Source organism: Sessilibacter sp. MAH1 (assembly GCF_054658315.1).
In genome coordinates, this window is record NZ_BAAGIC010000012.1 from 134,342 (window position 1) to 158,542 (window position 24,201).

Sequence of the window (24,201 nt, forward strand, 5' to 3'; positions counted from 1 at the left end):
ACTAACTTTGCCATAAATTAATTAGCGTTCTCTTAAGTTTAACGAACTGATTTTTTCAGTGAAAAATTACTGATAAAAACCCACTTAATTATCTGTCTCGACTATTCAGGCTTTGTGGTCTTGAGTCAAATATTTAAATTAACTTTTATCAACAATCTATTTTTTATCAACAATTTGTAGGTAAGCCTAGCATTAATCGTTGCATGTTTTTTGAGAGAACCATCGGCGAGTTACCCCGCCGATGGGTGTAATCCAAGGAGGCAGAATTAGTGAGCGTGAGCGTCACTTACACCTGTTGGAACACGGATTTGCTCAACCATTTCTTGCACTTCTGCTGGTGGTGCAGCAGTTACACGAGAAACAAGAATCGCAACGATGAAGTTCACAAGGGCACCAACCGCACCGAACGCATTAGGCTCAATGCCTAAGAACCAGTTTTTCGGCATGCTACCCAAGAACTCGGTACCTGCGACAAACATAATACCCAAGTGTTGGAACACGTAGAGTAGAGTTACGGTGATACCAGCAATCATACCCGCAATTGCACCTTCTTTACTGATGGTCTTGCTGAAGATACCCATCATAAGCGCCGGGAAGATTGAGGATGCAGCCAGACCGAAGGCCAGAGCAACCGTTCCCGCAGCGAAGTCAGGCGGATTGTACCCGAGGTAACCAGCACCGGCGATTGCAACAGCCATAGCGATACGACTCGCCATAAGTTCTTGTTTTTCGCTGATATCTGGAGCAATAACCCCTTTCAACAAGTCATGGGAAATCGCAGAAGAGATCGCCAACAACAGACCCGCAGCGGTAGAAAGTGCAGCGGCAAGACCACCGGCAGCAACTAACGCAATTACCCAGTTTGGTAGTTCAGCGATCTCTGGGTTCGCCAATACCATGATGTCTTGGTCAATTTTAACCATTTCGTTTACAGCTGGATCAGCACTGTATTGAATGGCGCCATCGTTGTTCTTGTCTTCGAAGCCAAGTAGACCGGTTTTTTCCCAGTTCTTGAACCACTGAGGACGGTCTTCGTACACCAAGTTTTCACCTTGCTCTGGCTGAATGGTGTTGATTAGGTTCAAACGAGCCATACCAGCAACCGCAGGAGCAGTGGTGTAAAGGATAGAGATAAATACTAGCGCCCAACCTGCTGAAGAACGCGCATCTTTTACTTTAGGTACAGTGAAGAAGCGAATAATTACGTGAGGTAGACCCGCAGTACCAATCATCAATGACAAGGTGTACACGAACATGTTTAGAGTGCTACCACGCGATGTGGTGGTGTACTCAGAGAAACCTAATTCGGTAACAACTTGGTCAAGACGATCTAGAAGGAATACATCGGTACCCACAAGCGTACTACCCAAACCTAATTGAGGAAGAATATTTCCGGTTAAGTTTAGAGAGATAAACATTGCAGGAATGGTGTACGCCAAGATCAAAATACAGTACTGAGCGATCTGGGTGTAGGTAATACCCTTCATACCACCCAATACGGCGTAGAAGAATACGATGACCATACCGATGAGTAGACCTACTTCGTAACTTACTTCTAAGAAACGAGAGAAAGCCACACCAACACCTTTCATCTGACCAATAACGTAAGTTACCGAACAGATAATTAAGCAAATTACCGCTACAATTCGCGCACCGCGTGAATAGAAACGATCACCGATAAATTCCGGAACCGTGAATTTACCGTATTTACGAAGGTAAGGCGCAAGTAGCATTGCTAGAATTACGAAGCCACCGGTCCAACCCATTAGGAAAACCGAGCCGCCGTAACCTAAAAACGAGATTAAACCCGCCATAGAAATAAAGGATGCAGCTGACATCCAGTCTGCCGCCGTTGCCATACCATTAGCAACAGGATGCACGCCCCCACCGGCAACATAGAACTCTTTAGTAGATCCAGCGCGAGCCCAGATCGCAATACCAAAATACAGCGCAAAAGACGCGCCTACGACAATGTATGTTAATGTTTTTAAATCCATCTTTTGTTACCTCACTTATACGTCGTCTACGCCGTATTTACGATCAAGTTTGCCCATTAATGCGGAGTAAACAAATGTGAGTACAACAAACACGTAGATGGCCCCTTGCTGAGCGAACCAGAATCCGAGCTTGTACCCCCCGATTGAAATGTTATTAAGTGCATCAACAAACAAAATCCCACACCCAAAAGAAACTACAAACCAAACCACCATTAATTTGATGACCAGAGAGATGTTTTCTTTCCAGTAGGACTTTGCGTCCGCTTCAGACTGAAAGGCCATACATACTTCCTCTAATAATTGTTGTTAGAAATACTGCAAATACCTATAAGAAGAGATTGGGTATTTATTTTTATAGTTTTTTAGAAGACCCACTTACTGGTGAACTGTAAGCGGTTTAGATCACCGTCAACGCCACTTTCAAGTTCGCGCTCTGCGTACTCGTAAGCAACACCGAAGGTTAACTTTGGTACAGGTGAATACATTAAAGAAACGTTTGCGTTAGAAAGCGTTTTATTAACATTTCCGCCGACTGAATCTGGGTTATCCGCTGTACTGTACGCATAGGTAAAAGTACTGCGCCATTTTTTATCCCAGAAATGTTGATAAGAAATAAAGCCACCGGTTACGTCAATTAAGTCGATATCGCCATCGGCTTCAATTGCACCGTCACGGAAACCCGCGAGCGCAATGTATCGACCAAGAGTACCTTGGCTTAGAGAGAAATGAATGTTGTCGCCGCCATCGAATTTATAAACGCCGGTAAAGTTAATTGCTGCACCGTATTCGTCTTCTTCTTGGCTACCTTGGCTGTACGCAATTTCGCGACCAACAACCGCAAGAGAATAATCAAGATTACCGGCTTTACCGTTATAGCGCGCAACTATGTCTGGCAAGGTGTTGCTATCGAATTGGTTACTGTCAAAACCGGCGCCGCCGTCGTAAAGACCTGATGATGGGTTTTCTAGGGCTAACATAAATGATGTGCCGTTACCCAAACCTTTAGTCCAACGAATTTGTGGTTGACGAGTAAATAGAGTACCCGCACTTGGACCGACGAAGTCGATAGCTTCTGGTAGTGCTGCTACGTTAAAGAAAGTACTCCAAGTTTGACCAACTACAATTGAATCGGTCTTGTTGTAGTTATAGGTTAAAAATGCATGACGTAGGCCGTTTGATGCTTGGTTGGTAATACGCTCATCAACGCCTGAGTTAAAATCGGTTTCTACATAGGAGCTTACTGTTTGGCCATTACCAACATCGGTGGTGGTTTTGAACCAAAAACGGCTGTGTTTTACGTGTGAATCAAACGTAATATCGTCTGGAGCATTGTCGTTGCCAACAGGAATGGTTGATGGAACTAATAAATCATCACCAACACTTGCTGTTGCACGATCGCCGTCTGAATAATCGTTAGCAATAAAATCTGCTTTAATAAAGCCGCCATATTGAAAGCGAGTGCCTTTTTTAATGATGACGCCTTTTTTCTCTTGGTCTTCTTCTTTTTCTTGAATTTGTTTTTTGAGCTCAGCAATTTCTTGCTCTAAAGCATCGAGCTTTTGGTTTACTTGAGAGGATTGTGCAAAAGTATCTGCACCGAACAAACAAGCACATACACCAACGGCTAGGCTTAATTTGCTTTTTTTGAAAACGTTTGAGAAGGATTGAGAAGACAAACTCTTAGAGTTTGCAACGTAAGGTGTTTGCACAACTGCATTAAAAGCACGTTCGGACATGCTAGGTCTCCTTGTATATTATTATTGTGTATCTTTTTTATTGTGTGGGTAAGTTTTAACGTTTATTGGACGTCGACAGTATTAGCCGATGGTCGAGATTCGACGAAAGTCGTAGCAACTTTTTTTTCCGATACACGAAGAAAATTCATTGCTGTAAAAAGGTGTAGTGCAACTTTAGACAAAAGTCTAATTATAAAAACACCTGTTCTAGAGGAAACTGCTTAAGAATAAAGATTGATCACAAAAAACCTTTGTTAAAAAGAATAAAAATAAAAAAATTTAAATCGCTAATTTCTTTTCCATTACAAGGAAGGCAAACAATAAAAATTTCTAGTTTGCACTTTTGTTATTTTTTCAGGGTTTAGTAGAGACAAAAAACATGAGCAACGATATTTATCCGGTCAGCGCAGAAATGCGTGAAGCGGCTTTACTGTCGCCAGAGAAATACGAAGAGATGTATAAAGCGTCAATTGAAGACCCAGAAACATTTTGGGCCGAGCACGCAAATCGCATCGTTTGGAGAAAGCCTTTTACCGTTGTAAAAGATGTCTCTTTCAAGAAAGAAGATTTACACATTCGTTGGTTTTCTGATGGCGAATTAAATGTCACAGAAAGTCTGCTTGACCGACACGTTGAAACAACACCAGATAAAGTTGCCATCTATTGGGAACCAGACACCGAACACGGCGAAACCCGTGTTATCACCTACAAAGATTTATCAGAACGTGTCAATCAATTTGCCAATGGCCTAAAATCACTAGGCGTTAAAAAAGGCGATGTTGTTACGGTCTATTTACCAATGGTTCCCGAAATGACCATTACCATGCTGGCTTGCGCTCGCATCGGTGCGGTTCACTCTGTGGTATTTGGTGGTTTCTCGCCAGAAGCCATTGCCGGTCGTATTGCCGATGGCTCTTCTGAATATGTCGTTACCGCCGATCAAGGCTGGCGCGCCGGCAAAGCGGTACCATTAAAAGCTAACGTTGATAAAGCCGTTGAAATTTGCCCACAAGGTTTGGTTAAAAACGTTATTGTGTTAAAACACACCGGCGGCGAAGCTCCTGTTGTTGACGGTCGCGACGTAGATTTCAAAGAATTAGCCGACTCACAAAGCACTGATTGTCCGGCAACAATTGTAAATGCCGAAGACCCGCTATTTTTGCTTTATACCTCCGGTTCTACCGGTAAGCCAAAAGGAGTTCTTCACACCGCGGGCGGCTACGCCGTTTATACCTCATTGACTCACCAGTACGCATTCAACTACACCGGCGAAGAAATCTACTGGTGTATGGCTGATATCGGTTGGATTACTGGCCACAGCTACGCCGTGTACGGACCATTAAGCAATGGCGCGACCTGTGTGATGTACGAAGGGGTTCCAAACTATCCAGACTCTGGTCGTATGGCTCGCCTTATCGACAAATACAAAATCAATATCGTCTATACCGCGCCAACCGCCATTCGCGCATTAATGGCACATGGCGACGAACCTGTTGCCGGCGCATCGCTTGAGAGTGTAAAAATTCTTGCGACCGCAGGTGAGCCAATCAACCCAGAAGCATGGCGTTGGTTCTACGAAAAATTCGGTCATTCGAAATGCCCAATTATGGATACTTGGTGGCAAACCGAGACCGGCGGCATGATGTTAACTCCATTACCCGGCGTAACTGATTTAAAACCAGGTTCAGCAACAAAACCGTTCTTTGGTATTCAACCAGCGCTACTGGATAGCGACGGTAAAGTGCTAGAAGGCGAAGCGTCTGGCAGCCTTGTTATTTGCGACAGCTGGCCATCACAAATGCGCACCATCTACGGTGATCACGAACGCTTTATCGAAACCTATTTCTCAACCTTTGAAGGTTATTACTTCACCAGTGACGGTGCTCGTCGCGATGCCGATGGCGACTATTGGATCACCGGCCGTGTGGATGACGTACTGAACGTTTCCGGGCACCGCATGGGCACCGCCGAAATCGAAAGCGCTATGGTTGCACACGAAAGTGTTGCCGAAGCCGCGGTTGTGGGCGTTCCTCACGACATTAAAGGCCAAGGTATTTACGTATACGTAACCTTAATTGCCGGTGTTGAACCTACCGACGACATGAAAAAAGAGCTAGTTAAATGGGTACGCTCTGAAATCGGCCCAATTGCCACGCCAGATTTCATTCAGTGGGCTCCGGGCTTGCCGAAAACTCGCTCGGGTAAAATCATGCGTCGTATTTTGCGCAAGATCGCTACCAACGAGTACGAAAACTTGGGTGATACCTCAACATTAATGGACCCGGCGGTTGTTGATACTTTGATCAATGGGCACCAAGAATTGATGGGCTAAAACCCTACAAAAATTGGATTACCTCCCCTAATATAGGCGCCGCTATCAAGGTGCTCTTCCGGTGGTGAGCTATTTGGCCCACCACTTTTTTGCACATCTGTTAGCTTTTTCACTTGATTTCTTGACCAAAGACAGGCGAAATACACACTGAGGTCGACATTACGCCCACAATAATAAGATTTTGTAATATAACGAGACTCTGATCATTACAAGCGATCAGCAAGAGGGTAACTGATGCAAAGCCTAACGTCAGTCGAGCAGGTAATTATTGCCGACGACCACCCCTTGTTCCGAATGGCGCTAAAAAACACTATAGAGCGTTTGTTTCCTGAGACAAATATTCGCGAAGCCGAGGATTTTAACTCTCTTGCCGAGCTACTTCAGGCCGAAGGTCAGCGCAGCCAACTGTTACTGTTGGATTTGCAAATGCCAGGCTGTGAAGGCTTCAGTGCATTAATTTATGTACTGACACACTTCTCACACATTCCAGTTGTGGTGGTGTCTGCGCACAGCGAGCCAGAAATCATTCGTCGCTCTATGGACCACGGAGCAGCAGGATTTTTACCAAAAAGTGCAGACCTTAACGATATGGGTGAAGCCATTAACACGGTATTGGCCGGTGGTTTATGGCAACCAGATATTGGTGACGGCCCGCAAACCATTTCTGACCAAGAACAATCTATCGCTGATTCTTTATCAAAACTCACTCAACAGCAGTTTCGAGTTGCCAGTATGGTTTACCAAGGTTTATTGAATAAACAAATCGCTGCGGAATTAAACATTACCGAAGCTACCGTTAAGGCACACATGACGGAAATATTCAAAAAACTGGGCGTGAACTCAAGAACACAGGTTGTACTAGCTCTCGGTCAATTAGCTGTAAAACCTCCGGTAAATTTGGAAGAATACCGAATTAGCCACTAATAACAACGATCACTGTAAGCCATAAATCCACAGTTGCACTTATCGTTTGGGAAATTTTTATCCATAGGCGATAACTTCGTTTAACCTCTCCGGAGTTTCTAAATCAGTCATACTCCGGAGTACTAAGTACTCCCCATCAGTTTTCGACTATAGCTAAACCCGCCAATCCAGCACCGAAAAATCCCTGCATAGACAGTTACCAAAAGAAACGGATGAATCCAAATTCACGTCTCAACAGCGAATACTTCATCATTAAAAAAATGATCGAGAATTTTAGTCTCAAATTATCCAAAGCAAGCTCTGATTAACCTGGAGTTTCTCGCGACTCAAAGATGTGTCACCAATCTCAAGAATTGTAAGTGGTTGAAATTGCGAAGAAATTGGAAATCGGATTGTCCATTTTCGCCCTCCCATTCAATCACGAATGAGTTGATCAGAGACTCCTAACGATGCTCTTTCACTACCCGTCTGCTCTTTCATTACCCGTCTACACAGCGCCAGTAACTCAAGCTCGATCCGAGTTTTTATAATCCTAGAAATTAACGATTAAACCTTTCGATCAATTTGTGCATCCTAATTTTTACTCGACATAAAAATGCCCTATCAATCGATCCAATTCTGAAGGAAATTCAATGCAAAAGTGCCAACAAAATTCCAAGAAAATAATGCAAGCCTTATGTTGGGCGAGCGCAATTATTGCAGCAGCCATTCTTGGCGCATCGAATTTTTTAACCGTGATTTTGCTGCCGATACTCGCCCTTACGGCAATTGGATTAACGTCGAACGAGCACAATAAAACAGCGTCCTGAATAAACCTGCGTCGCTAAATTAAGCCTTCCGATACTTTCAAAATGTTAGAAGGCTTAATCGTAACCACTATTTTGTGACGACTATTTCGTAACTACTATTTCGTAACTACTATTTTAGCTATTCTGCATCGGCCATTTGTTTTCTGCGTAGTAATTGACGAATCGTGGTTCGAAGCGCCGCCGGTTGAACTGGCTTGGCTAGAAATCCATATCCCGCCTCGGCGATCACACCGCGCAGCCCTTCCGAATTATCAGCACTGATAATCATGGCCGATAGCTCACAACCCCAGTGATAGGTTAACGCCTGTAAAACGTCTAAGCCCGTTTCGTTATCCAAATGATAATCTGCCAGAATAATTTCCGGCGGTTCGGTATGCGCCCATCGACTCAAACACTGCCCCAGGTCGGCGGCAGTTTCGACCACACAACCCCACTGCTCTAGAAGCGAACGCATGCCCTCACGATTTGGCTCTTCGTTGTCGATGCACAACACATGCACGCCAGAAAGCTGTGTATCCACCACGCGCCGAGTTGCCACTACCTGCTTGGTGCCAAGAGGTACTGTTATACGAAACACCGAACCTGAGCCAGGCCAAGAATCCAAATGAATGCCATGACCCAACAAATCCGAAATACTTTTAACGATAGAAAGCCCTAAGCCTAAACCTTGGTTACCATTCACATGGCCGGGTAAGCGTTCAAACTCTTCAAAGATTTTTTCACGATCGCGCGTATCAATACCGGGGCCCGTATCCCAAACCTCAATCACGAGGTGTTGTTGCTTACGGCGACAACCCAGTAAAACCTTACCTTTTTTCGTGTAACGCAGTGCATTACTGATAAAGTTTTGCGCTACCCGGCGCAATAAATGCGGATCGGTATAAACCCATTGATGGGTTGGTACCCAACAAAACTCTAAACCCGCCTCATCGGCTAATACTTGGGCTTCAGACGCAAGCGGCCCCAAAATTTGGTGAATGTCAAAATTCTCGCGACGAGCTTGTTCGCGACCAGAACTTAAACGCGAAATTTCACGCAACGTACTGATCAATTGCTCGGTTGAACCGAGCGCTGCATCTAAATATTTAAGATCGTGGCGCATATCATCGGCTTGTAAATCCGGCTTTTTCACCTTCTCTAACAGCGATGACACAAACAAACGCGCGGCATTTACGGGTTGCAAAAGATCATGGCTGGCGGCAGCAAGAAAGCGACTTTTACTAGCGTGCACGGCTTTTAACTCGCCTTCCATTTTGGCTCGCAAACGATTTTCTTTTTGCAGCGTTTCATTAAGTTCCGTTAATTCGGCCGTACGTTGCGCAACACGATCTTCCAAATGATGTTTGGCTTCTTCGAGTTGAGCCAATATTCGATGATGATCGGTAATGTCGGTGTAGGTGGTTACGTAACCACCGTTAGCCAGCGGTGTTCCCCGAATCTCTAGAACCAAGCCATTTGGTAAAATGCGATTAAACAAGTATGGCTGACCAGACTTAAGATTATTCAACCGCCGCTCAATGGCCGCATCCATGGAGCCTTTATCATCGTTAGAGGCGCCCAAATAACCGCGCTCGGCGTTAAATTGGTAGATTGTCTCAATCCTGCATCCTACATAGAGCAGTCGCTGAGGATAGTTAAAGAGGTTTTGATAAGGCTGATTCCAAGCCACCAAACGCAGGTCTTCATCAACCACGCTAATGCCTTGAGGAATATTTTCTAGCGTGGTTTGCAGCAGGGTTTGACTGAACTGAATTTGACGTGAGCTACCACTTACTAACGGCACAAAGTCCTGCAAGTGTAGAGGCTGCTGACGTGCCAAGAGTTGCATTGCACGGTGGGCAGACATGGCACCAATAATGGCTGCCAATTCGGCTTCGATAGTTTGCACCACAAAAAACGGCGCCTTATCGTGGGGAAGCAATCGATGGCCGAGCTGGTGTTCAAGTTGTTGCCAAATATTTTGAGTGCGCTCGGCACCAAACAATGGCTGCACCAACGCTTGCAACTGCTGAACTTCAATATCCGAAGGTTCGCGGTCACCTTGTGAACGAGAACCCGGCCAGCGAACCTGCGTAAATGCATCGGCCTGACGAATATCCAGAGCACTTAAATGCGAACGCCTTGAGACCAACCAAAAAGCCAAACAGTTAGGTACCAAGCTCCATATCAAACCGTGGCTGAGCGGATCTAAAAAACCACCGCCCAACAAATTGTGCGGTGACAACCACGTAATTCCCCAGGGGCCGTCAACAATCAGCGTGTGATGATGCGTTAATAACGTTGGAACCAACAAGCAGTATAGCCAAAAGAGCATTCCCAAGGCTAAGCCCGCCAGCACACCCTTTGAATGACCGCGATACCAGTACATGCCGGCAATTAACGCAGGCATAACCTGAGCGGCGGCAGTAAACGACAAGAAGCCAAGCGACGCCAAATCACTTTCGGTACTGAAAGACTGCTCCAGCGCCCAAGCTAATAACAACACCACCAATATTGAAAAGCGTCGAATAAAACGTAATGCCCGACCAAAGTGAGTCGGCTTAAGTACGCGCCGAGAGCTAAAAGACAACCAAGCAGGAACGATTAACTCATTGGCGATCATGATTGACAGCGCAACGGTCGCCACAACCACCATTCCGGTCGCAGCAGAAAGGGCCCCCAAAAAGGTTACCGCCACCAAGGTTTCGGCACGTAGCCACTGGGGTAACAGCAGCACATAGCTGTCTGAAGGGATATCAAGGCCCGACAATAAGTAAGTCGCTGCAAAGGTAATCGGTAGCGCAAAAACGGCGAACGCGGCTAAATACAGCGGTGTTAGCCAGCGAACAAATCTGAGATCACTGCGCTGATGGTACTCAACCACCATAAGATGAAACTGACGTGGTAAACAAACAAACGCAAACGCCGAAACAATCACCTGAGTTAGAAACGAAGGCGTAAAAATCTGGTCCCACGAAAAATTCGGCTGGGTTTGGTACTGTCCCAGCGCTTTAAAATCTGGCCAACTCCAAAAAGAACCTCCCGCCAGAAGACTCCACGCAAAGACCGCCACCGATACAAATGCAACCAACTTAACAATCGATTCAGTAGCAACGGCCGTGAGCATTCCGCGCAGTCGCTCGGGTTCGTTAAACAAACGCGTACCAAATAAAATGGCAAACCAAACCATTACCAACGCTGTAATCAAACTGGTGTAATCGCCGAGTTGCTCGTGGTTAATATCCCAGTTGATCGTCGACCAAGCCAATACCACGGCTCGCAACTGCAAGGCAATGTAAGGCAAGGTGCCCAGCACCATAACCAAGGTTACCGCAGCCGCTAACGGTTGATTTTTTCCGTAGCGGGAGCCAATAAAATCGGCCACAGAAGTCACTTTGTTGCGAGCAGAAATAACCAATAGCCTGCGAATAAATCGCCAGCCAAACCATAAAATAAAAATTGGCCCAAGATAAATAGGCAAGAACGACCAGCCACTGTCGGCGGCCGTGCCCACCGTGCCTAAAAATGTCCACGAGCTGCAATACACACCTAAAGAAAGTGCATAAATTAATGGTCGCCACCAGCTAAATTGCAATTTGTGACCATAGCGTTCAGCCAGCCATGCAATACCGAATAAAAGACCGCCGTAGATACAAACTAGGAGTAATAAAAGCTGACCGTTCAAAAATAAACCTTAACAAAAATAGATTTCGCGAAAACAACGCGAAGATTTCACGAATACAGGTTCGTAACGCATGCAGGAAAGTTTACTTTAGCATTTTGGAATGCAAATGAGACCATGGTCGGCAGCTAAAGAGCAAAAACAGATTAACTAAAACGTTGAGCACACTTTGAGAAATAACAACCTCAAAAACACTAAGAACACACTAGAGTCTGTCTATACTTACACGATAAAGAGTCTAAATTTGCAAAGAAGTAAGGATGGGAATACATCAAATGACCGTAAAAAAAGTATAGATTAACGCCTCAAAACTTGTAGATTAGATAAATCAAATACAACGGTTATCGCGCCAAATAAACATTACAAAAAGCCAAGTTTTACCTAAACATCAATAGCACTATTGCTATTGAATAAAGAACGGACCAACGATAGTTTTTAATGGACAGTACAAAATACGAAAAAAAATCGAAAAGACTGTTCATTGTCTGCGGTATTTGCATTGCAGCGAATCTACTACTGCTTCTGTACACGTTCGTGCTCAACAGCAATATCCAACTTCTTGAAAAACAATGGGTAGAATCCACCTATATCGCCAAAGATCACGCGGATAAATACGATCGGTTTCTAAAAAGTTTTGCCTACGAAGGATTTTTGAAAAATTATGCAAAAGCACTTGTATCACAAAATCTAAGAGCAACTTATATAGCAAAAGAGAGCTTATTAAAGGCTCAGCAAGATTTCCTCAGCCTCAAAGGTGTTTTAAAGCTCAGAGACCAGCTTGAAATGGTCTACGTCATTGAGTCAATTCTGAATAAACACGAGGCGACACTCAACAATCAAATAAATTTGCTCAAACAAGATGTCAAACTGGATAACAGCCAAATCATTCAAATATTATACGAAGAAGAACTGCTTTACTTGTCGCCTGTAGAGCAGCTCGGTGAGGCGGTTCACAGAGAGTTCCACCTAGCCTCTGAATTTCATCAGAAAAATATCGAAAAGCGCAGAGCCAACGTACAAGCAATTTTATTAATTTCACAACCAACTTTGTTAATAGCTGCATCGTTGATTTTAGTGTTATACCGTCGTAGCGATAATGCCTTGAAAGAAGCCCAAGCTATTTTTGAGGCCACTCCCGACGCTATTATCATCAGTAACAAAGATGGTAAAATTATTAAATATAATTCTCTGGCCGAAAATTTATTTGGCTATACAAAATCGGAACTCAAAAACTTAACGATTGAGGATTTGGTTGCAAACGATCTCAGTGAAAAAATTACCCACAAAATTCTTCGCGATAACTATGTTGAAGACATTGCCGGCAAAATACTGAAAAATCAAACCGTTTCTAATAATATGGTGCAAGTCGATAATAAAAATGACCTTTACGCGTTGAATAAAAACAATCAACAAATACCGGTAAATATTAAGCTAACCACCTATTACTATAAAAATAGTCTCAAAATTATTAGCTCAATTACCGATTTATCAGAATCAAAATCTCTAGAAGCTAAGGCCTTTATTGATCCACTCACACAAATTGCCAATCGCAACTTAATCGATAAAAAACTCAAAAGTGAGTTACAAAGGGCCAAACGTTACGACCGTCCTTTTTCTGTCATTTTTATCGATATAGATTACTTCAAAAGAGTGAACGATAGCTTTGGTCACCTGATCGGCGATAGAGTGTTGGTTGAATTCGCCAGTGTACTTAATAACCGAATTCGAAAAGTCGATATGGTTGGGCGTTTTGGTGGCGAAGAATTCATTGTTCTTAGCACCGAAACACCACTGAGCGAAGCGGTTGCTCTGGCAGAGTCGTTAAAATCTGCTATCGAACACCATGAATTTCCGAAAGCGCTTTCGATGACTGCAAGCTTTGGTGTGGCAGCTTATCATCCTGCGTCGGATATCTCAGAAAACGATCTCATTCAACGTGCCGACGACGCACTCTATAAAGCTAAAACTTTGGGAAGAAATCAAGTCGTTTCTCATTGATCATTGCCTGAATAAACCATCTTAGCGGGATAGATATTCTGGGGAAACTCGCAGTTTGTGTGAACCAACATTCAACTCTCGTTTAAAGTTATTGATAAAACTGCTAAAGTAACCTACTAATTATTTATCAAAAGGAGTTCTACACGGCTAGTTCTCCTGCGGCCTAACTCAACCTCAATTGAGTATTAATCACCGTCGTCAGGAATGGAATCTAACATGTGTAGCAATCAAAATCTTACCGGTATTGGAGGCCAACGTGACGACCACAGAAATTAGAATCGATATTATTTCAGACGTTACCTGCCCATGGTGCATTGTTGGCTATAAAAAATTACAACAAGCACTGTCAAACATTCCCAACGCTGACAAAATTAAAATCCAGTGGCAACCATTTGCATTAAACCCTGGGCTTCCAGAAGATGGTGAACTGTTACTGGATAATTTAAAACGCAAATACAATATGTCTGAACAAGATTCATTAAATTTTGCGAATAAACTTAAGGCCATTGGCGCCAAATTTAATTTTGAATTTAATATTGGGTCGGATTTTAAAATGTACGACACCAATAATGCACACGTGTTATTACATTGGGCTCAGCGTTACAACAAACAAACCGAATTGAAACTCAAATTATTTGAGTACAACTTTTCAGACAACAAAAATATTAACGACGAAAACGTGTTATTGGCCGCGTGCGAAGAAGTTGGTCTCAACCTAAATGAAGCGCAAAAAGCACTGCTCGACGAAACCATCATCGGTGCCGTGAAAAAAGAAAAGCAACTGTGGGCATCGGCTGGCATTAACTCCGTACCATCGTTTGTGTTTAACAAAAAATATTTGGTCAATGGCGCACAAGAACCTGAACAATTTATTGAGGTTATCAACACGCTATTTGCCGAACAAAATCAGCTTGTTACCGAAGCCGAATAATCTTCAAACTAACGCGCTTTAACCACTAGGTTCGAGCGCGAAGTTTTGCTCCCGTTATAATCACGATTGCAACACCACCTAAAATCATGCTGGATGTGATGTAAAAATGTAGGTCGAGTAATTCACCCGCAAATATCACACCGGCGACCGCAGCCAAAACAGGCACCAATAACTGTAATACAGCAGCTTGCGTGGTGTTTAAATGCCGCAAAGCAGAATACCAAATCGCGTATCCGCAGCCAGAGGTAATTGCGCCAGAAGTAATTGCCAGCAAGGCGCCCTCTAAGGTCATACTTCTACCGGCAAGAAAAAACACACTCAAGGCAATGCAAAGAGGTACCGTTCTAATAAAATGAAGACCGGTTTCGCGAAGCGGATTCACCGAGCCTTTACCGGCCAGCGTATACATGGCCCAGCCTAAACCCGCAATAATCATTAACAACGACGGTTGCCACTGAGGCGAGGTTAGATCCGGCCAAACTAGGGCCACAAATCCAGCTGCGGCCAACAACAAACCCAACCACTCCAAAATACTCAGACGAGCACCTCGAAATAGGCTAATGGATATCATGGTAATTTGAACGGTAGAAAAGAGTAGCAATGCACCGATACCGGTATCGAGAGAAATGTATGCGAAAGAAAAACAGGCCGCGTAGATAAACAAATACCACAACCCCAGACCTTTCTTTGAAGTATATCCCGCAAGGACTTCTCGCCAAAAGGCTTTATTGCTGGGCTTTTCGGATTGAGTAAACTGAATCAGAATCAGTAAAGTAATAGCCGCAGAGATGAGCCTAACCGAGGTGAAACTTGCTGCATCAATCTGAGCAGTAGGATTTGCCAGTAATGCTAAACGGCACAATACCGAGTTGCCTGCAAAAGCAATTAAAGCAAACACAACGCTTACGATCAGTTTCAAACCTCTACCCTCTCTCTTGTTTTAGTTATTTTGAGATTGTTATCTTACTTCATTAAGTCATAAACAAGCATACAGAAATTTATAAAAATATCAGTATCGAAACAAAAGCCAATAATTTCTACTGACATAATGCCTAGCCACATAGCTGGCAAAATTTTTAGATCCTAAAAAAATAATTTTTAATGCAATAATATTCAATATTAACCCTATGGATTACACCTATAATTTTTGTTTTGATTGTTCTACTTTTATAAAGCATATTTACCACGTTATATCGCAGCAATTACACCTTGATGTATCAATAGAAAAACTCTGATTAATCCATCTACAATTTAGTCCGAGGGCAGAAATTGAAAGTACGACTTTCAATTTCTCCGTAATTTCAATAACTTACGGTTATCGAAATTGACGACCTGTGCTTGTGTCGTCAAAAACTCCTACCACTGGGAGTTTTTTATCAAAACGCAATATTACAATAATTAAAATCTAGGGCATTCTATGAAACCAATTCAAGCTATTGCTATTGTATGCTCCGCACATTTATTACTGTGCGCACATACCGTGAACGCGCAACCCGATAAACTGCCAGCTCTTGGCGTTAAGCTCAATGACGTAACTGTTTCCGGATTATCATCGGGCGCATTTATGGCGTCACAACTGTACATAGTTAATTCACAAATTATGTCGGGAGCAGGCATTATCGCGGGCGGCCCTTACCTATGCGCCCTATCTTGGGATTTCCAATCCCATGTACAAAACGCCACCGGTTCTTGCATGAACCCGCTAACTCACAGCTCAGGCCCAAACACTCCGCATCTATCTAGTTTGACGCGCCAACTTGCAGAAAAAGGCGACATAGATTCAATCACCAATTTAGTGGATGACAAAATCTATCTATTTAATGGCAAGGCCGACCACACCGTTACCACAACCGTTATGGATCAAACTTACCAATATTTTCTTGATCTTGGTATAAACAAAGACGCTATTGAATACGTCACCGACGTTGACGCAGGTCACGCCATAGTTACCACCAGTTTTGGTAATAAGGAATGCGCCGTAACTGAAAAGCCGTTCATCAACGACTGTGACATTTATCAAGCGAAAGACATTCTAAATCATTTATATTCGGGCTTGTCCGAACCGGCAGCAGATGTTGCTCAAGCAATTGTTGAATTCGATCAGACGGAATTTATCAAAAGCGGTAACACTAGCATGAGTGATTCTGCGTTTGTCTATATTCCCGAAGGCTGTCGCGAAGGAGGCTGTAGGCTGCACGTTGTGTATCACGGCTGTTTACAGGGCTATACCGAAATCGGCGACCAATACTACATGGGCACCGGTTACAATCAGATCGCCGATGCCAATGACATTGTCATGCTGTATCCACAGGTCGAACCGTCATCGAAAGATCCGTTTAACCCCCAAGGCTGCTGGGATTTTTGGGGATATTCTCAACCCAATAAATCTGAACCCGATTTTTACAGTAAACACGCTCCGCAGTTATCGGCCGTAAGGGCGATGATTGATCGTCTCGCGGAGCCCGTAAATTAATTAAAATCCTTTTCTGAATTGGAGCTTATTATGAATGCGCTAACTCAAATGCCAGACCTTTCGATGGACAAAGACCTGAAAGCAGCTCTTGAAAGAGCTAATCAAGTGATGAAAACCTCTATGGAAGAAATGAATTTATTAAAAAATGCATTTAATCCAATGCAAACATTCGTTCAAATCAACGAACAATTTATGCAGTTTTTTTCGAAAACAGATTGGATGGGATTTTTTTCGCAAAAAAACGATCCTGCGAATATCCAAAGCTGCATGACCGATTTTTTAGACGTGCAAAGTACCAGCTTCAAAAAATTAACTGAGTCACAACAAAAGCTTCTTATCGATTCGGTTAAAGACATTAGCGACAGCATGACCGCATTTAAAGCAGGCGCATCGCCCCAACAAAACCTAGCCGCCGTTATTAACAAAAACCTTGATGGATTTGAACAAATTCAAAAAGATGTTAACGCACAAGCGTCGTTAATGGGTTCTATTCAAACCGCTTACGTTGCTTGGTTGCAAAGCACATTGGAAAAAACTTTGCCGAAGAAATAAAGCGCTAATAAGTTAAAGACTCTTAAAGGAACCTCTGATTAACTCATCCATGATTTAATCAGAGGGACACATCCTTGTGTCGCGAGAAACTCTAGGTTAATCAGAGCTTCCTAAAGTTTTTAACCATTCACTGAATACTAAAAAGGCTCTGGTTTTATCAGAGCCTTTTTTTATTACATCTTCCATACCATGGCAGAAAATTTATTTTTTCGGTTCGCACATAAGACGAATACTTTCGGCAGGGATAGAAAGTTTGTCGATAATGTACTTCTGAAAATCATCCGGATAAAACTCATCAGCCAACGCTTTTTTCATGCACAACAGCCAAGCGTTTTTGCCATCCATATCAACTGGCAAATGCTTGTGTGCAACCGGAATTGAAATAGAACCAAAATGCTCTTTATACAATTTTGGGCCACCCATCCAACCCGACAAAAAATAAATTAATTTTTGGCGAGAAAGGCTCAAATCTTCTGGGTGCATATCGCGAACAAATTTGGCCTCTGGGAGCGTCTCCATATAATCATAAAAACGATTGACCAACCGAGTAATTCCCTCTAACCCGCCTGCCGCTTGATAGGTTGCATCGCCATTGCCGTAAGAAATTGATTCAACATGTACCACAGAAGTACTCCCTAAAATTTACACATTACAACAACACGCTTACAGCAGTATCAATTTGTTTGCCAAAAAACATGTTTTCGGTCAAAAGTTATCGATAAAGATGGTTGTTACAAACGAGAAAGGCAACAAAAGTTATAGAAAACTCTGATCAACCTAGAGTTTCTCGCGACACAAGGATGTGTCGCCAACTTCAAGAAGTGTAAGTGATTGAAATTGTGACGAAATTGGAAATCACATTTTCAATTTCTTTCCTCTGATTAACTCATGAATGAGTTAATCAGAGGTTCCTATAACTGCTTTTAGAAACTAGTAATTCGAAAAGAAAGATAACTCAAACTGAGTTTGAGTTATCTGAATTGAAGAAGTTTAGTTTGAGAGACGCTCGCGAATCGATTCAACATCTGCTCTGGGTGTTGCGGCAAATAGCGTTTGTGTGTATTCGTGTTGGGGATTGGCAAAGATTTCGTCGCGGCTGCGATGTTCTACAACTTCGCCAAAGTACATAACTAACACTTCATCGGCGATGTATTTTACGACCGATAAATCGTGACTAATAAACACGTAGGTTAGGTTTAGTTCTTCTTGAAGGTCTGCCAATAAATTCAGAATTTGTGCCTGTACCGACAAATCCAACGCTGAGACGGGTTCATCCAACACGAGTAATCTCGGTGTTAACATCAAGGCGCGAGCAATGGCAATACGCTGACGCTGACCGCCCGAAAACATGTGCGGGTAACGGTGATAATGCTCTGGCCCTAAACCCACTTTTACCAACATTTCGTCGGCTAACTTTTTGCGCTCACCAGCGGTTTTTTTGGTGTTTAACAACAAAGGTTCTTCTAATACCTTGCCGATTTTCTGGCGAGGATTTAGCGAGCCATAGGGATTTTGAAAAACGATTTGGACCTTCTGACGAAGCTCTGGGGTCAATTTAGTTTTGGCAATATTAATGGATTGTCCATCGATTTTTAAATCACCCGAAGTCGCAGGATCAATTAAGGTTAAAATGCGGGCCAAGGTGGATTTGCCACAACCCGATTCACCAACGATGGCTAGAGTTTTACCTTCGTGCACTTCAAAATTAATACCTTTTAGTGCATTAACGGTTTTTGATTTTCCCCAAAGACCACCTTTAACGTGATAATCGCGAGTAATATTTTCTGCTTTTAATACCGGCTGAGTCATTTTAATCGATCACCTTACGCTTGAACAAAATCAGCTACCGTAGGCAAACGATCACCCGTAGCATTCTCAGGCAGTGCCGATAACAGCGCCTTAGTATAAGGGTTTTTCGGCGACTCAAATAAATCCAATACCGGTGCCTCTTCCATTAATTTGCCTTTGTATTGAACAATCACGCGATCGGCGGTTTGTGCGACAACACCCATATCGTGGGTAATCATTATCAACGCCATTTTGGTTTGCTGCTGAAGATTCATCAACAATTCTAAGATTTGCCTTTGAATGGTTACATCAAGCGCAGTTGTAGGCTCATCGGCGATCAGCAATTTTGGTGAACACGCAATTGCCATAGCAATCATCACTCGCTGACATTGACCGCCCGACATTTGATGCGGATATGACTTTAAACGCGATTTTGGATCGGGAATGCCAACGTCGTTTAATAACTCTAAGCAGCGATCTCTACGTGCGGCTTTGCCCAAATCTGTGTGGGTTTTTAACGCTTCATTTAACTGAAAACCAACGTTAAAACACGGATTTAAACTGGCGATTGGCTCTTGGAAAATCATCGCGATTTCGCTGCCAATTAATTTACGGCGCTGCTTTGGGTTTAATGTTTTTAGGTCTTGACCATTAAATAATAATTTATCGGCGCTAACTTTTGCGGTTTTGGGAAGTAAGCCCATTAACGCCAACATAGCCACGGATTTACCGGAACCGGATTCACCAACAATCGCAAGCACTTCGCCGGGATCAACGCTATAGCTCACGCCATCGAGAGCGCGAAACACACCGGAGGAGGTATCGAATTCAACACGGAGATTTTCTATTTCTAATAAAGACATCAATCAGCTCCGCTTTAATTTTGGATCAAGGGCGTCGCGAAGTCCGTCGCCAAATAAGTTGATGGCTAAAACGGTAATTAGAATCGCCAAACCGGGAAATGTAACAACCCACCACGCGCGCAAAATAAATTCGCGAGCTTCAGCCAACATGGTGCCCCACTCAGGTGTAGGCGGTTGCGCGCCCATTCCCAAGAAACCAAGCGCCGCAGCATCTAAAATTGCCGAAGAAAACGACAAGGTAGCTTGTACAATTAAAGGAGCCAAACAATTCGGCAAGATGGTGTAAAACATTAACCGTAAATGACCACTACCAGCGACTTTTGCCGCCATCACATAATCACGCCCGGCTTCCGATAAAACGGCTGCGCGCGTTAAGCGAACAAAATGCGGTTGTAACACCAACGCAATGGCTATCATGGCATTAACTAAGCCGGGGCCTAAAACAGCAACCAAAACCAACGCCAACAATAACGATGGGAACGCGAGGATGATATCCATAATGCGCATGATTAAGGTATCAACCCAGCCTTTGCAGTAACCAGCCGTTAAACCTAAAACCACTCCGCCAACTAGCGCAATGGCAACCACGACACAACCAATAAATAAGGAGTAGCGTGCGCCATAAATCAATCGTGAAAGAATATCTCGACCAACAGCGTCGGTACCTAATAAGAAGTCGCTGTTGCCACCTTCAATCCAGCTCGGTGGCAATAAGAAATAATCACGATATTGAAAATCAGGAGCGTGAGGTGCAAATATGGGCGCTAGCAACGCCACAAACACCAACAATAAGAACACAGCCAAACCAATCACTGCGCCTTTGTTTTGAGAAAAATAAAACCAGAATTCCGCAAGTGCGCTTGGCCGGTTTAATTCCAAGGAAGATTCAGTCGCCATTTCCTACTTATCCTCGAATCCGTGGATTAATTAAACCGTACAGCACGTCTACGATTAAATTCACGATCATAATAATTGCCGCAATTAACAATAGCGCGCCCTGCACCACAAAATAATCTCGACGCGTAATCGAGTCGATTAACCACTTGCCGATTCCCGGCCACGAGAAAATGGTCTCGGTTAAGATGGCACCGGCCAACATCACACCAATTTGCAAACCAATGGTTGTGATGACCGGAATCATGGCATTTCGCAACGCGTGAACACCAATGACACGAAACGGTGATAAACCTTTTGCTCGCGCGGTTCGCACATAATCTTCACCCATAACTTCGAGCATCGCCGAGCGGGTTTGACGAGCAATAACCGCCAATGGAATCGTTGCTAACACAATGGATGGTAAAATAAGATGTTGAATCGCCGAGGCAAAAGCGCCTTCTTCACCGGATAGCAAACTGTCGATCAGCATAAACCCGGTAACCGGCTCAAAGAAATACAATAGGGAAATTCGACCAGATACCGGCGTCCAACCTAGGGTGCCGGAGAAGAAAATAATCAGCAGTAATCCCCACCAAAAGATTGGCATAGAGTAACCCACTAAAGCCGTTCCCATGATCGATTGATCGATGAAGGTGCCGCGTTTGGTAGCAGCAATAACGCCGAGTGGAATACCAATAACAACCGCGAGAAAAATCGCGCAAAGAGAAAGCTCTACCGTGGCGGGAAATAAGGCAAAAAACTCATCAACAACCGGCTGTTTGGACGCAAATGAAGTCCCCAAATCGCCCTGCAGAATATTGCCTAAATAATCGAGATATTGTTTCCAAAGAGGTTGATCAAAGCCCATTTCTGCCATGAGCTGGGCTTTCCGCTCGGGATTAATACCACGTTCACCGGCAAGTAATTCAATGGGATCACCGGGCAATAGCCGGATAAACGAAAACGCAACCAAGGTTACGCCTAAAAACGTGGGCACCAACATAGCGAGGCGCCCCAATAAAAACCGTAGCATCAGTAAACCTTTTTAAGAATCGGCTTTAGCCCTATAAATGTTCAGTCGATTTCGATTTACTGTATGTCTACGCCATCAAAACGGTGACTACCCAGTGGATCCATACGGTAATTTTGCACGCGTGTAGACATCGGCATAAATACCACGGAATGCGCGATAGTGGCCCAAGGCGCTTCACGTTTGAATACCGCCTGGGCTTGTTTATAAAGCTCGGCTCGTTCTGACTTATCAGACAAGGTTTTTGCTTTCTGAATCAATTGATCGAATTCTTCGTTACACCATTGCGCTCGGTTAGAGCCACCAACACCGTCACAACCTAAAAGCACAGCTAAGAAATTATCTGGATCACCATTGTCACCCGTCCAACCCATTAATAAGGCACCATCGCGATCAACCTCTTTAGAACGGCTAAGATATTCACCCCACTCGTAAGAAACGATATTGACCTTTACACCAATTTTCGCAAAATCGGATTGAATAATTTCGGCCATACGACGTGCATTGGGATTGTAAGGACGCTGCACCGGCATCGCCCAGATATTCATGCTCAAGTCTTTTACACCAGCTGCCTCAAGCATGGCCTTGGCTTTTTCTGGGTTGTATTCGTCGGGCTGAGTTTCTTGGCTGTAGGACCACATGGTAGGAGGAATTGGATTTTTCGCGGCAGAACCCGCACCTTGGAATACGGCATCTAAAATAGCTTGTTTGTTAATGGCCATATTAAGTGCGAGGCGCACTTCGGGTTTATCAAAAGGAGCCATTTGTGTGTTGTAGGCCATGTAACCCACGTTTAAGCCTTCTTGCTCCATTAAATTTAATTTGCCATCTTTACGAATAATGTCTAAATCGGCTGGGTTTGGATAGGACGCTACGTGACATTCACCGGCTTTTAATTTTTGCAGTCGCACCGAGGCATCTGTTGTAATTGCGAAAATTAAATTATCTAAGGGTTGCTTACCAGCCCAATAGCCTTCGTGTGCTTGATAGCGAATAACAGCGTCTTTTTGGTAGATCACAAACTTGAAAGGACCCGTGCCCACGGGCATTTGATTCAGAATTTCTTTTTTGTTTTGCCGCTCTAGTTGATCGGCGTATTCTTTTGAAACAATAGACGCGAAATCCATCGCTAGGTTGGCAAGCATTGGCGCCTGCGGGGTCTTTAATACAAATTTAACGGTGTAATCGTCTACTCTTACAATCTCCGAAATCAGATCGGGCATAGACATGGACTGAAAGTATTCCCAAGAACCACCGGCAGTGTATTGATGCCAGGGATGATCTTTTTGCAGCTGACGCTCGAACGAGAAAATTACATCATCTGCCGTTAGCTCGCGAGTTGGACTAAAAAACCGAGTTTTATGGAATTTAACGCCTTTGCGTAAATGAAAGGTGTACTCCAAGCCATCTTCAGAAATATCCCAAGACTCGGCAAGACCCGGAATAACATCGGTGGTACCGCGATCAAATTCAACCAATCGGTTATAGACGGCACGACCTGAGGCATCGAATGTGGTACCGGCGGTATAGAGTGCCGGATCGAATCCTTCCGGTGAACCTTCCGAACAGTACACTAAATTCTTAGCCGCTTGACTGCCCATACTTACACCAGCGGCTAACAATCCAGCCACTAAACTTCGATACACCTTTTTCATTATTGAAGAATTCCTTAATTTTGTTCCGAGATTTGGTCAACAAAATGCGTCGTGCTATTTAGAGGTAAGGTAACAAATTTGTTTCCGCAAAAACTACCTGCTTTCTTATATTCCGCACAGCCGAAACCAATATTTGCTGGAAAAAGTTAACCGTTCGAATAGATTTGGTTGACGAAACAAGCTTCTATGGCCTCAAGGGAGGCAAAATCTGGCGCCAAAATACGTGCATTTTGCAGCCATTGCACACAGAAACAGCCTGTAGAAAAACCTATCAGTGATTTAATTATCACTTTTTAACCACGAACTCTTGAATTTTTTGATTCAGATAGACAAGATTGCTTCATGAACTCTTAACCAGATAGTCATAAAAGCCAAACAAATATCTGAGGTGGGCCATTTAAGAACCTGAGTTGATCATTAGGATTAGTTGACTGATTGAATAATAAAAATAACCACCGCAGTGTTTAAGAATTAGACTCGATTACTGCGGATAAAAATTACTTATATTTAAGTGTTCAACGCACTGTTCAATACATGACATCGAGACCGCAGGACTTCCGATATAACGCTTGCGCA

Annotated in this window: 18 protein-coding genes; 7 read left to right on the forward strand and 11 right to left on the reverse strand. The window is 43.6% G+C overall.

The window, feature by feature from the left end; translation table 11 throughout:
* Positions 1-266 precede the first annotated feature (266 nt).
* From ACYQ28_RS13085 to ACYQ28_RS13095, 3 genes are all read right to left on the reverse strand, one after another.
* The gene (locus ACYQ28_RS13085; protein ID WP_460050454.1) at positions 267-1,997 is read right to left on the reverse strand and encodes a sodium:solute symporter family protein; all 1,731 of its coding nucleotides are present in this window, start codon (positions 1,995-1,997) and stop codon (positions 267-269) included.
* A gap of 15 nt (positions 1,998-2,012) precedes the next feature.
* A complete protein-coding gene (locus tag ACYQ28_RS13090) occupies positions 2,013-2,279 on the reverse strand; it encodes a DUF4212 domain-containing protein (RefSeq protein ID WP_460050456.1) in 267 nt (88 codons plus the stop codon).
* Positions 2,280-2,359: 80 nt separating this feature from the next.
* On the reverse strand, positions 2,360-3,733 hold the full coding sequence (locus ACYQ28_RS13095; RefSeq protein WP_460050458.1) for a DcaP family trimeric outer membrane transporter: 1,374 nt from the start codon (positions 3,731-3,733) through the stop codon (positions 2,360-2,362).
* A 379-nt stretch (positions 3,734-4,112) separates the two neighbouring features.
* Between ACYQ28_RS13095 and acs the strand changes: the two genes are divergently transcribed.
* From acs to ACYQ28_RS13110, 3 genes are all read left to right on the forward strand, one after another.
* Complete coding sequence (acs, locus tag ACYQ28_RS13100; RefSeq protein ID WP_460050460.1) at positions 4,113-6,065, forward strand: acetate--CoA ligase; 1,953 nt, start codon at positions 4,113-4,115, stop codon at positions 6,063-6,065.
* A gap of 234 nt (positions 6,066-6,299) precedes the next feature.
* The gene (locus tag ACYQ28_RS13105; RefSeq protein ID WP_460050462.1) at positions 6,300-6,989 is read left to right on the forward strand and encodes a response regulator transcription factor; all 690 of its coding nucleotides are present in this window, start codon (positions 6,300-6,302) and stop codon (positions 6,987-6,989) included.
* A gap of 640 nt (positions 6,990-7,629) precedes the next feature.
* A complete protein-coding gene (locus tag ACYQ28_RS13110) occupies positions 7,630-7,785 on the forward strand; it encodes a hypothetical protein (RefSeq protein WP_460050464.1) in 156 nt (51 codons plus the stop codon).
* A 131-nt stretch (positions 7,786-7,916) separates the two neighbouring features.
* On the opposite strand, the gene ACYQ28_RS13115 is transcribed toward ACYQ28_RS13110, so the two are convergent.
* Positions 7,917-11,462, reverse strand: coding sequence for a sensor histidine kinase (locus tag ACYQ28_RS13115; protein ID WP_460164718.1), 3,546 nt, complete (start codon positions 11,460-11,462; stop codon positions 7,917-7,919).
* A gap of 435 nt (positions 11,463-11,897) precedes the next feature.
* Between ACYQ28_RS13115 and ACYQ28_RS13120 the strand changes: the two genes are divergently transcribed.
* Together ACYQ28_RS13120 and ACYQ28_RS13125 are read left to right on the forward strand one after the other, a co-directional pair.
* Complete coding sequence (locus ACYQ28_RS13120) at positions 11,898-13,457, forward strand: diguanylate cyclase (RefSeq protein ID WP_460050468.1); 1,560 nt, start codon at positions 11,898-11,900, stop codon at positions 13,455-13,457.
* Positions 13,458-13,713: 256 nt separating this feature from the next.
* A complete protein-coding gene (locus tag ACYQ28_RS13125) occupies positions 13,714-14,388 on the forward strand; it encodes a DsbA family oxidoreductase (protein ID WP_460050470.1) in 675 nt (224 codons plus the stop codon).
* A 25-nt stretch (positions 14,389-14,413) separates the two neighbouring features.
* On the opposite strand, the gene ACYQ28_RS13130 is transcribed toward ACYQ28_RS13125, so the two are convergent.
* On the reverse strand, positions 14,414-15,307 hold the full coding sequence (locus ACYQ28_RS13130; RefSeq protein ID WP_460050472.1) for a DMT family transporter: 894 nt from the start codon (positions 15,305-15,307) through the stop codon (positions 14,414-14,416).
* A gap of 498 nt (positions 15,308-15,805) precedes the next feature.
* Between ACYQ28_RS13130 and ACYQ28_RS13135 the strand changes: the two genes are divergently transcribed.
* Together ACYQ28_RS13135 and ACYQ28_RS13140 are read left to right on the forward strand one after the other, a co-directional pair.
* Positions 15,806-16,861 (forward strand): extracellular catalytic domain type 2 short-chain-length polyhydroxyalkanoate depolymerase, encoded by a 1,056-nt coding sequence (locus tag ACYQ28_RS13135; RefSeq protein WP_460050474.1) that lies wholly within the window; start codon positions 15,806-15,808, stop codon positions 16,859-16,861.
* Between the two features lie 30 nt (positions 16,862-16,891).
* Positions 16,892-17,413 carry a hypothetical protein gene (locus tag ACYQ28_RS13140; protein WP_460050476.1) on the forward strand — a complete coding sequence of 174 codons (522 nt, stop codon included), beginning with the start codon at positions 16,892-16,894 and terminating at the stop codon, positions 17,411-17,413.
* Positions 17,414-17,614: 201 nt separating this feature from the next.
* Here ACYQ28_RS13140 and ACYQ28_RS13145 read toward each other — a convergent pair whose 3' ends face one another.
* From ACYQ28_RS13145 to ACYQ28_RS13170, 6 genes are all read right to left on the reverse strand, one after another.
* The gene (locus ACYQ28_RS13145; RefSeq protein WP_460050477.1) at positions 17,615-18,037 is read right to left on the reverse strand and encodes a group II truncated hemoglobin; all 423 of its coding nucleotides are present in this window, start codon (positions 18,035-18,037) and stop codon (positions 17,615-17,617) included.
* Positions 18,038-18,403: 366 nt separating this feature from the next.
* Complete coding sequence (locus ACYQ28_RS13150) at positions 18,404-19,222, reverse strand: dipeptide ABC transporter ATP-binding protein (RefSeq protein WP_460050478.1); 819 nt, start codon at positions 19,220-19,222, stop codon at positions 18,404-18,406.
* Between the two features lie 14 nt (positions 19,223-19,236).
* Positions 19,237-20,064: an ABC transporter ATP-binding protein gene (locus tag ACYQ28_RS13155; protein ID WP_460050479.1), complete on the reverse strand. Its 828-nt coding sequence runs from the start codon at positions 20,062-20,064 to the stop codon at positions 19,237-19,239.
* A gap of 3 nt (positions 20,065-20,067) precedes the next feature.
* Positions 20,068-20,961, reverse strand: a complete 894-nt coding sequence (locus ACYQ28_RS13160; RefSeq protein ID WP_460050480.1) for an ABC transporter permease subunit — start codon at positions 20,959-20,961, stop codon at positions 20,068-20,070.
* A gap of 7 nt (positions 20,962-20,968) precedes the next feature.
* Positions 20,969-21,973, reverse strand: coding sequence for an ABC transporter permease subunit (locus ACYQ28_RS13165; protein ID WP_460050481.1), 1,005 nt, complete (start codon positions 21,971-21,973; stop codon positions 20,969-20,971).
* A gap of 56 nt (positions 21,974-22,029) precedes the next feature.
* Positions 22,030-23,625 (reverse strand): ABC transporter substrate-binding protein, encoded by a 1,596-nt coding sequence (locus tag ACYQ28_RS13170; protein WP_460050483.1) that lies wholly within the window; start codon positions 23,623-23,625, stop codon positions 22,030-22,032.
* Positions 23,626-24,201 lie beyond the last annotated feature (576 nt).

What these genes read in the sequence shown, in the direction of transcription:
- ACYQ28_RS13085 (WP_460050454.1), bottom strand. Translation starts at nt 1,997, where the DNA reads ATGGATTTAAAAACATTAACATACATTGTCGTAGGCGCGTCTTTTGCG.
- ACYQ28_RS13090 (WP_460050456.1), bottom strand. Translation starts at nt 2,279, where the DNA reads ATGGCCTTTCAGTCTGAAGCGGACGCAAAGTCCTACTGGAAAGAAAAC.
- ACYQ28_RS13095 (WP_460050458.1), bottom strand. Translation starts at nt 3,733, where the DNA reads ATGTCCGAACGTGCTTTTAATGCAGTTGTGCAAACACCTTACGTTGCA.
- acs (WP_460050460.1), top strand. Translation starts at nt 4,113, where the DNA reads ATGAGCAACGATATTTATCCGGTCAGCGCAGAAATGCGTGAAGCGGCT.
- ACYQ28_RS13105 (WP_460050462.1), top strand. Translation starts at nt 6,300, where the DNA reads ATGCAAAGCCTAACGTCAGTCGAGCAGGTAATTATTGCCGACGACCAC.
- ACYQ28_RS13120 (WP_460050468.1), top strand. Translation starts at nt 11,898, where the DNA reads ATGGACAGTACAAAATACGAAAAAAAATCGAAAAGACTGTTCATTGTC.
- ACYQ28_RS13135 (WP_460050474.1), top strand. Translation starts at nt 15,806, where the DNA reads ATGAAACCAATTCAAGCTATTGCTATTGTATGCTCCGCACATTTATTA.
- ACYQ28_RS13140 (WP_460050476.1), top strand. Translation starts at nt 16,892, where the DNA reads ATGAATGCGCTAACTCAAATGCCAGACCTTTCGATGGACAAAGACCTG.
- ACYQ28_RS13150 (WP_460050478.1), bottom strand. Translation starts at nt 19,222, where the DNA reads ATGACTCAGCCGGTATTAAAAGCAGAAAATATTACTCGCGATTATCAC.
- ACYQ28_RS13155 (WP_460050479.1), bottom strand. Translation starts at nt 20,064, where the DNA reads ATGTCTTTATTAGAAATAGAAAATCTCCGTGTTGAATTCGATACCTCC.
- ACYQ28_RS13160 (WP_460050480.1), bottom strand. Translation starts at nt 20,961, where the DNA reads ATGGCGACTGAATCTTCCTTGGAATTAAACCGGCCAAGCGCACTTGCG.
- ACYQ28_RS13165 (WP_460050481.1), bottom strand. Translation starts at nt 21,973, where the DNA reads ATGCTACGGTTTTTATTGGGGCGCCTCGCTATGTTGGTGCCCACGTTT.
- ACYQ28_RS13170 (WP_460050483.1), bottom strand. Translation starts at nt 23,625, where the DNA reads ATGAAAAAGGTGTATCGAAGTTTAGTGGCTGGATTGTTAGCCGCTGGT.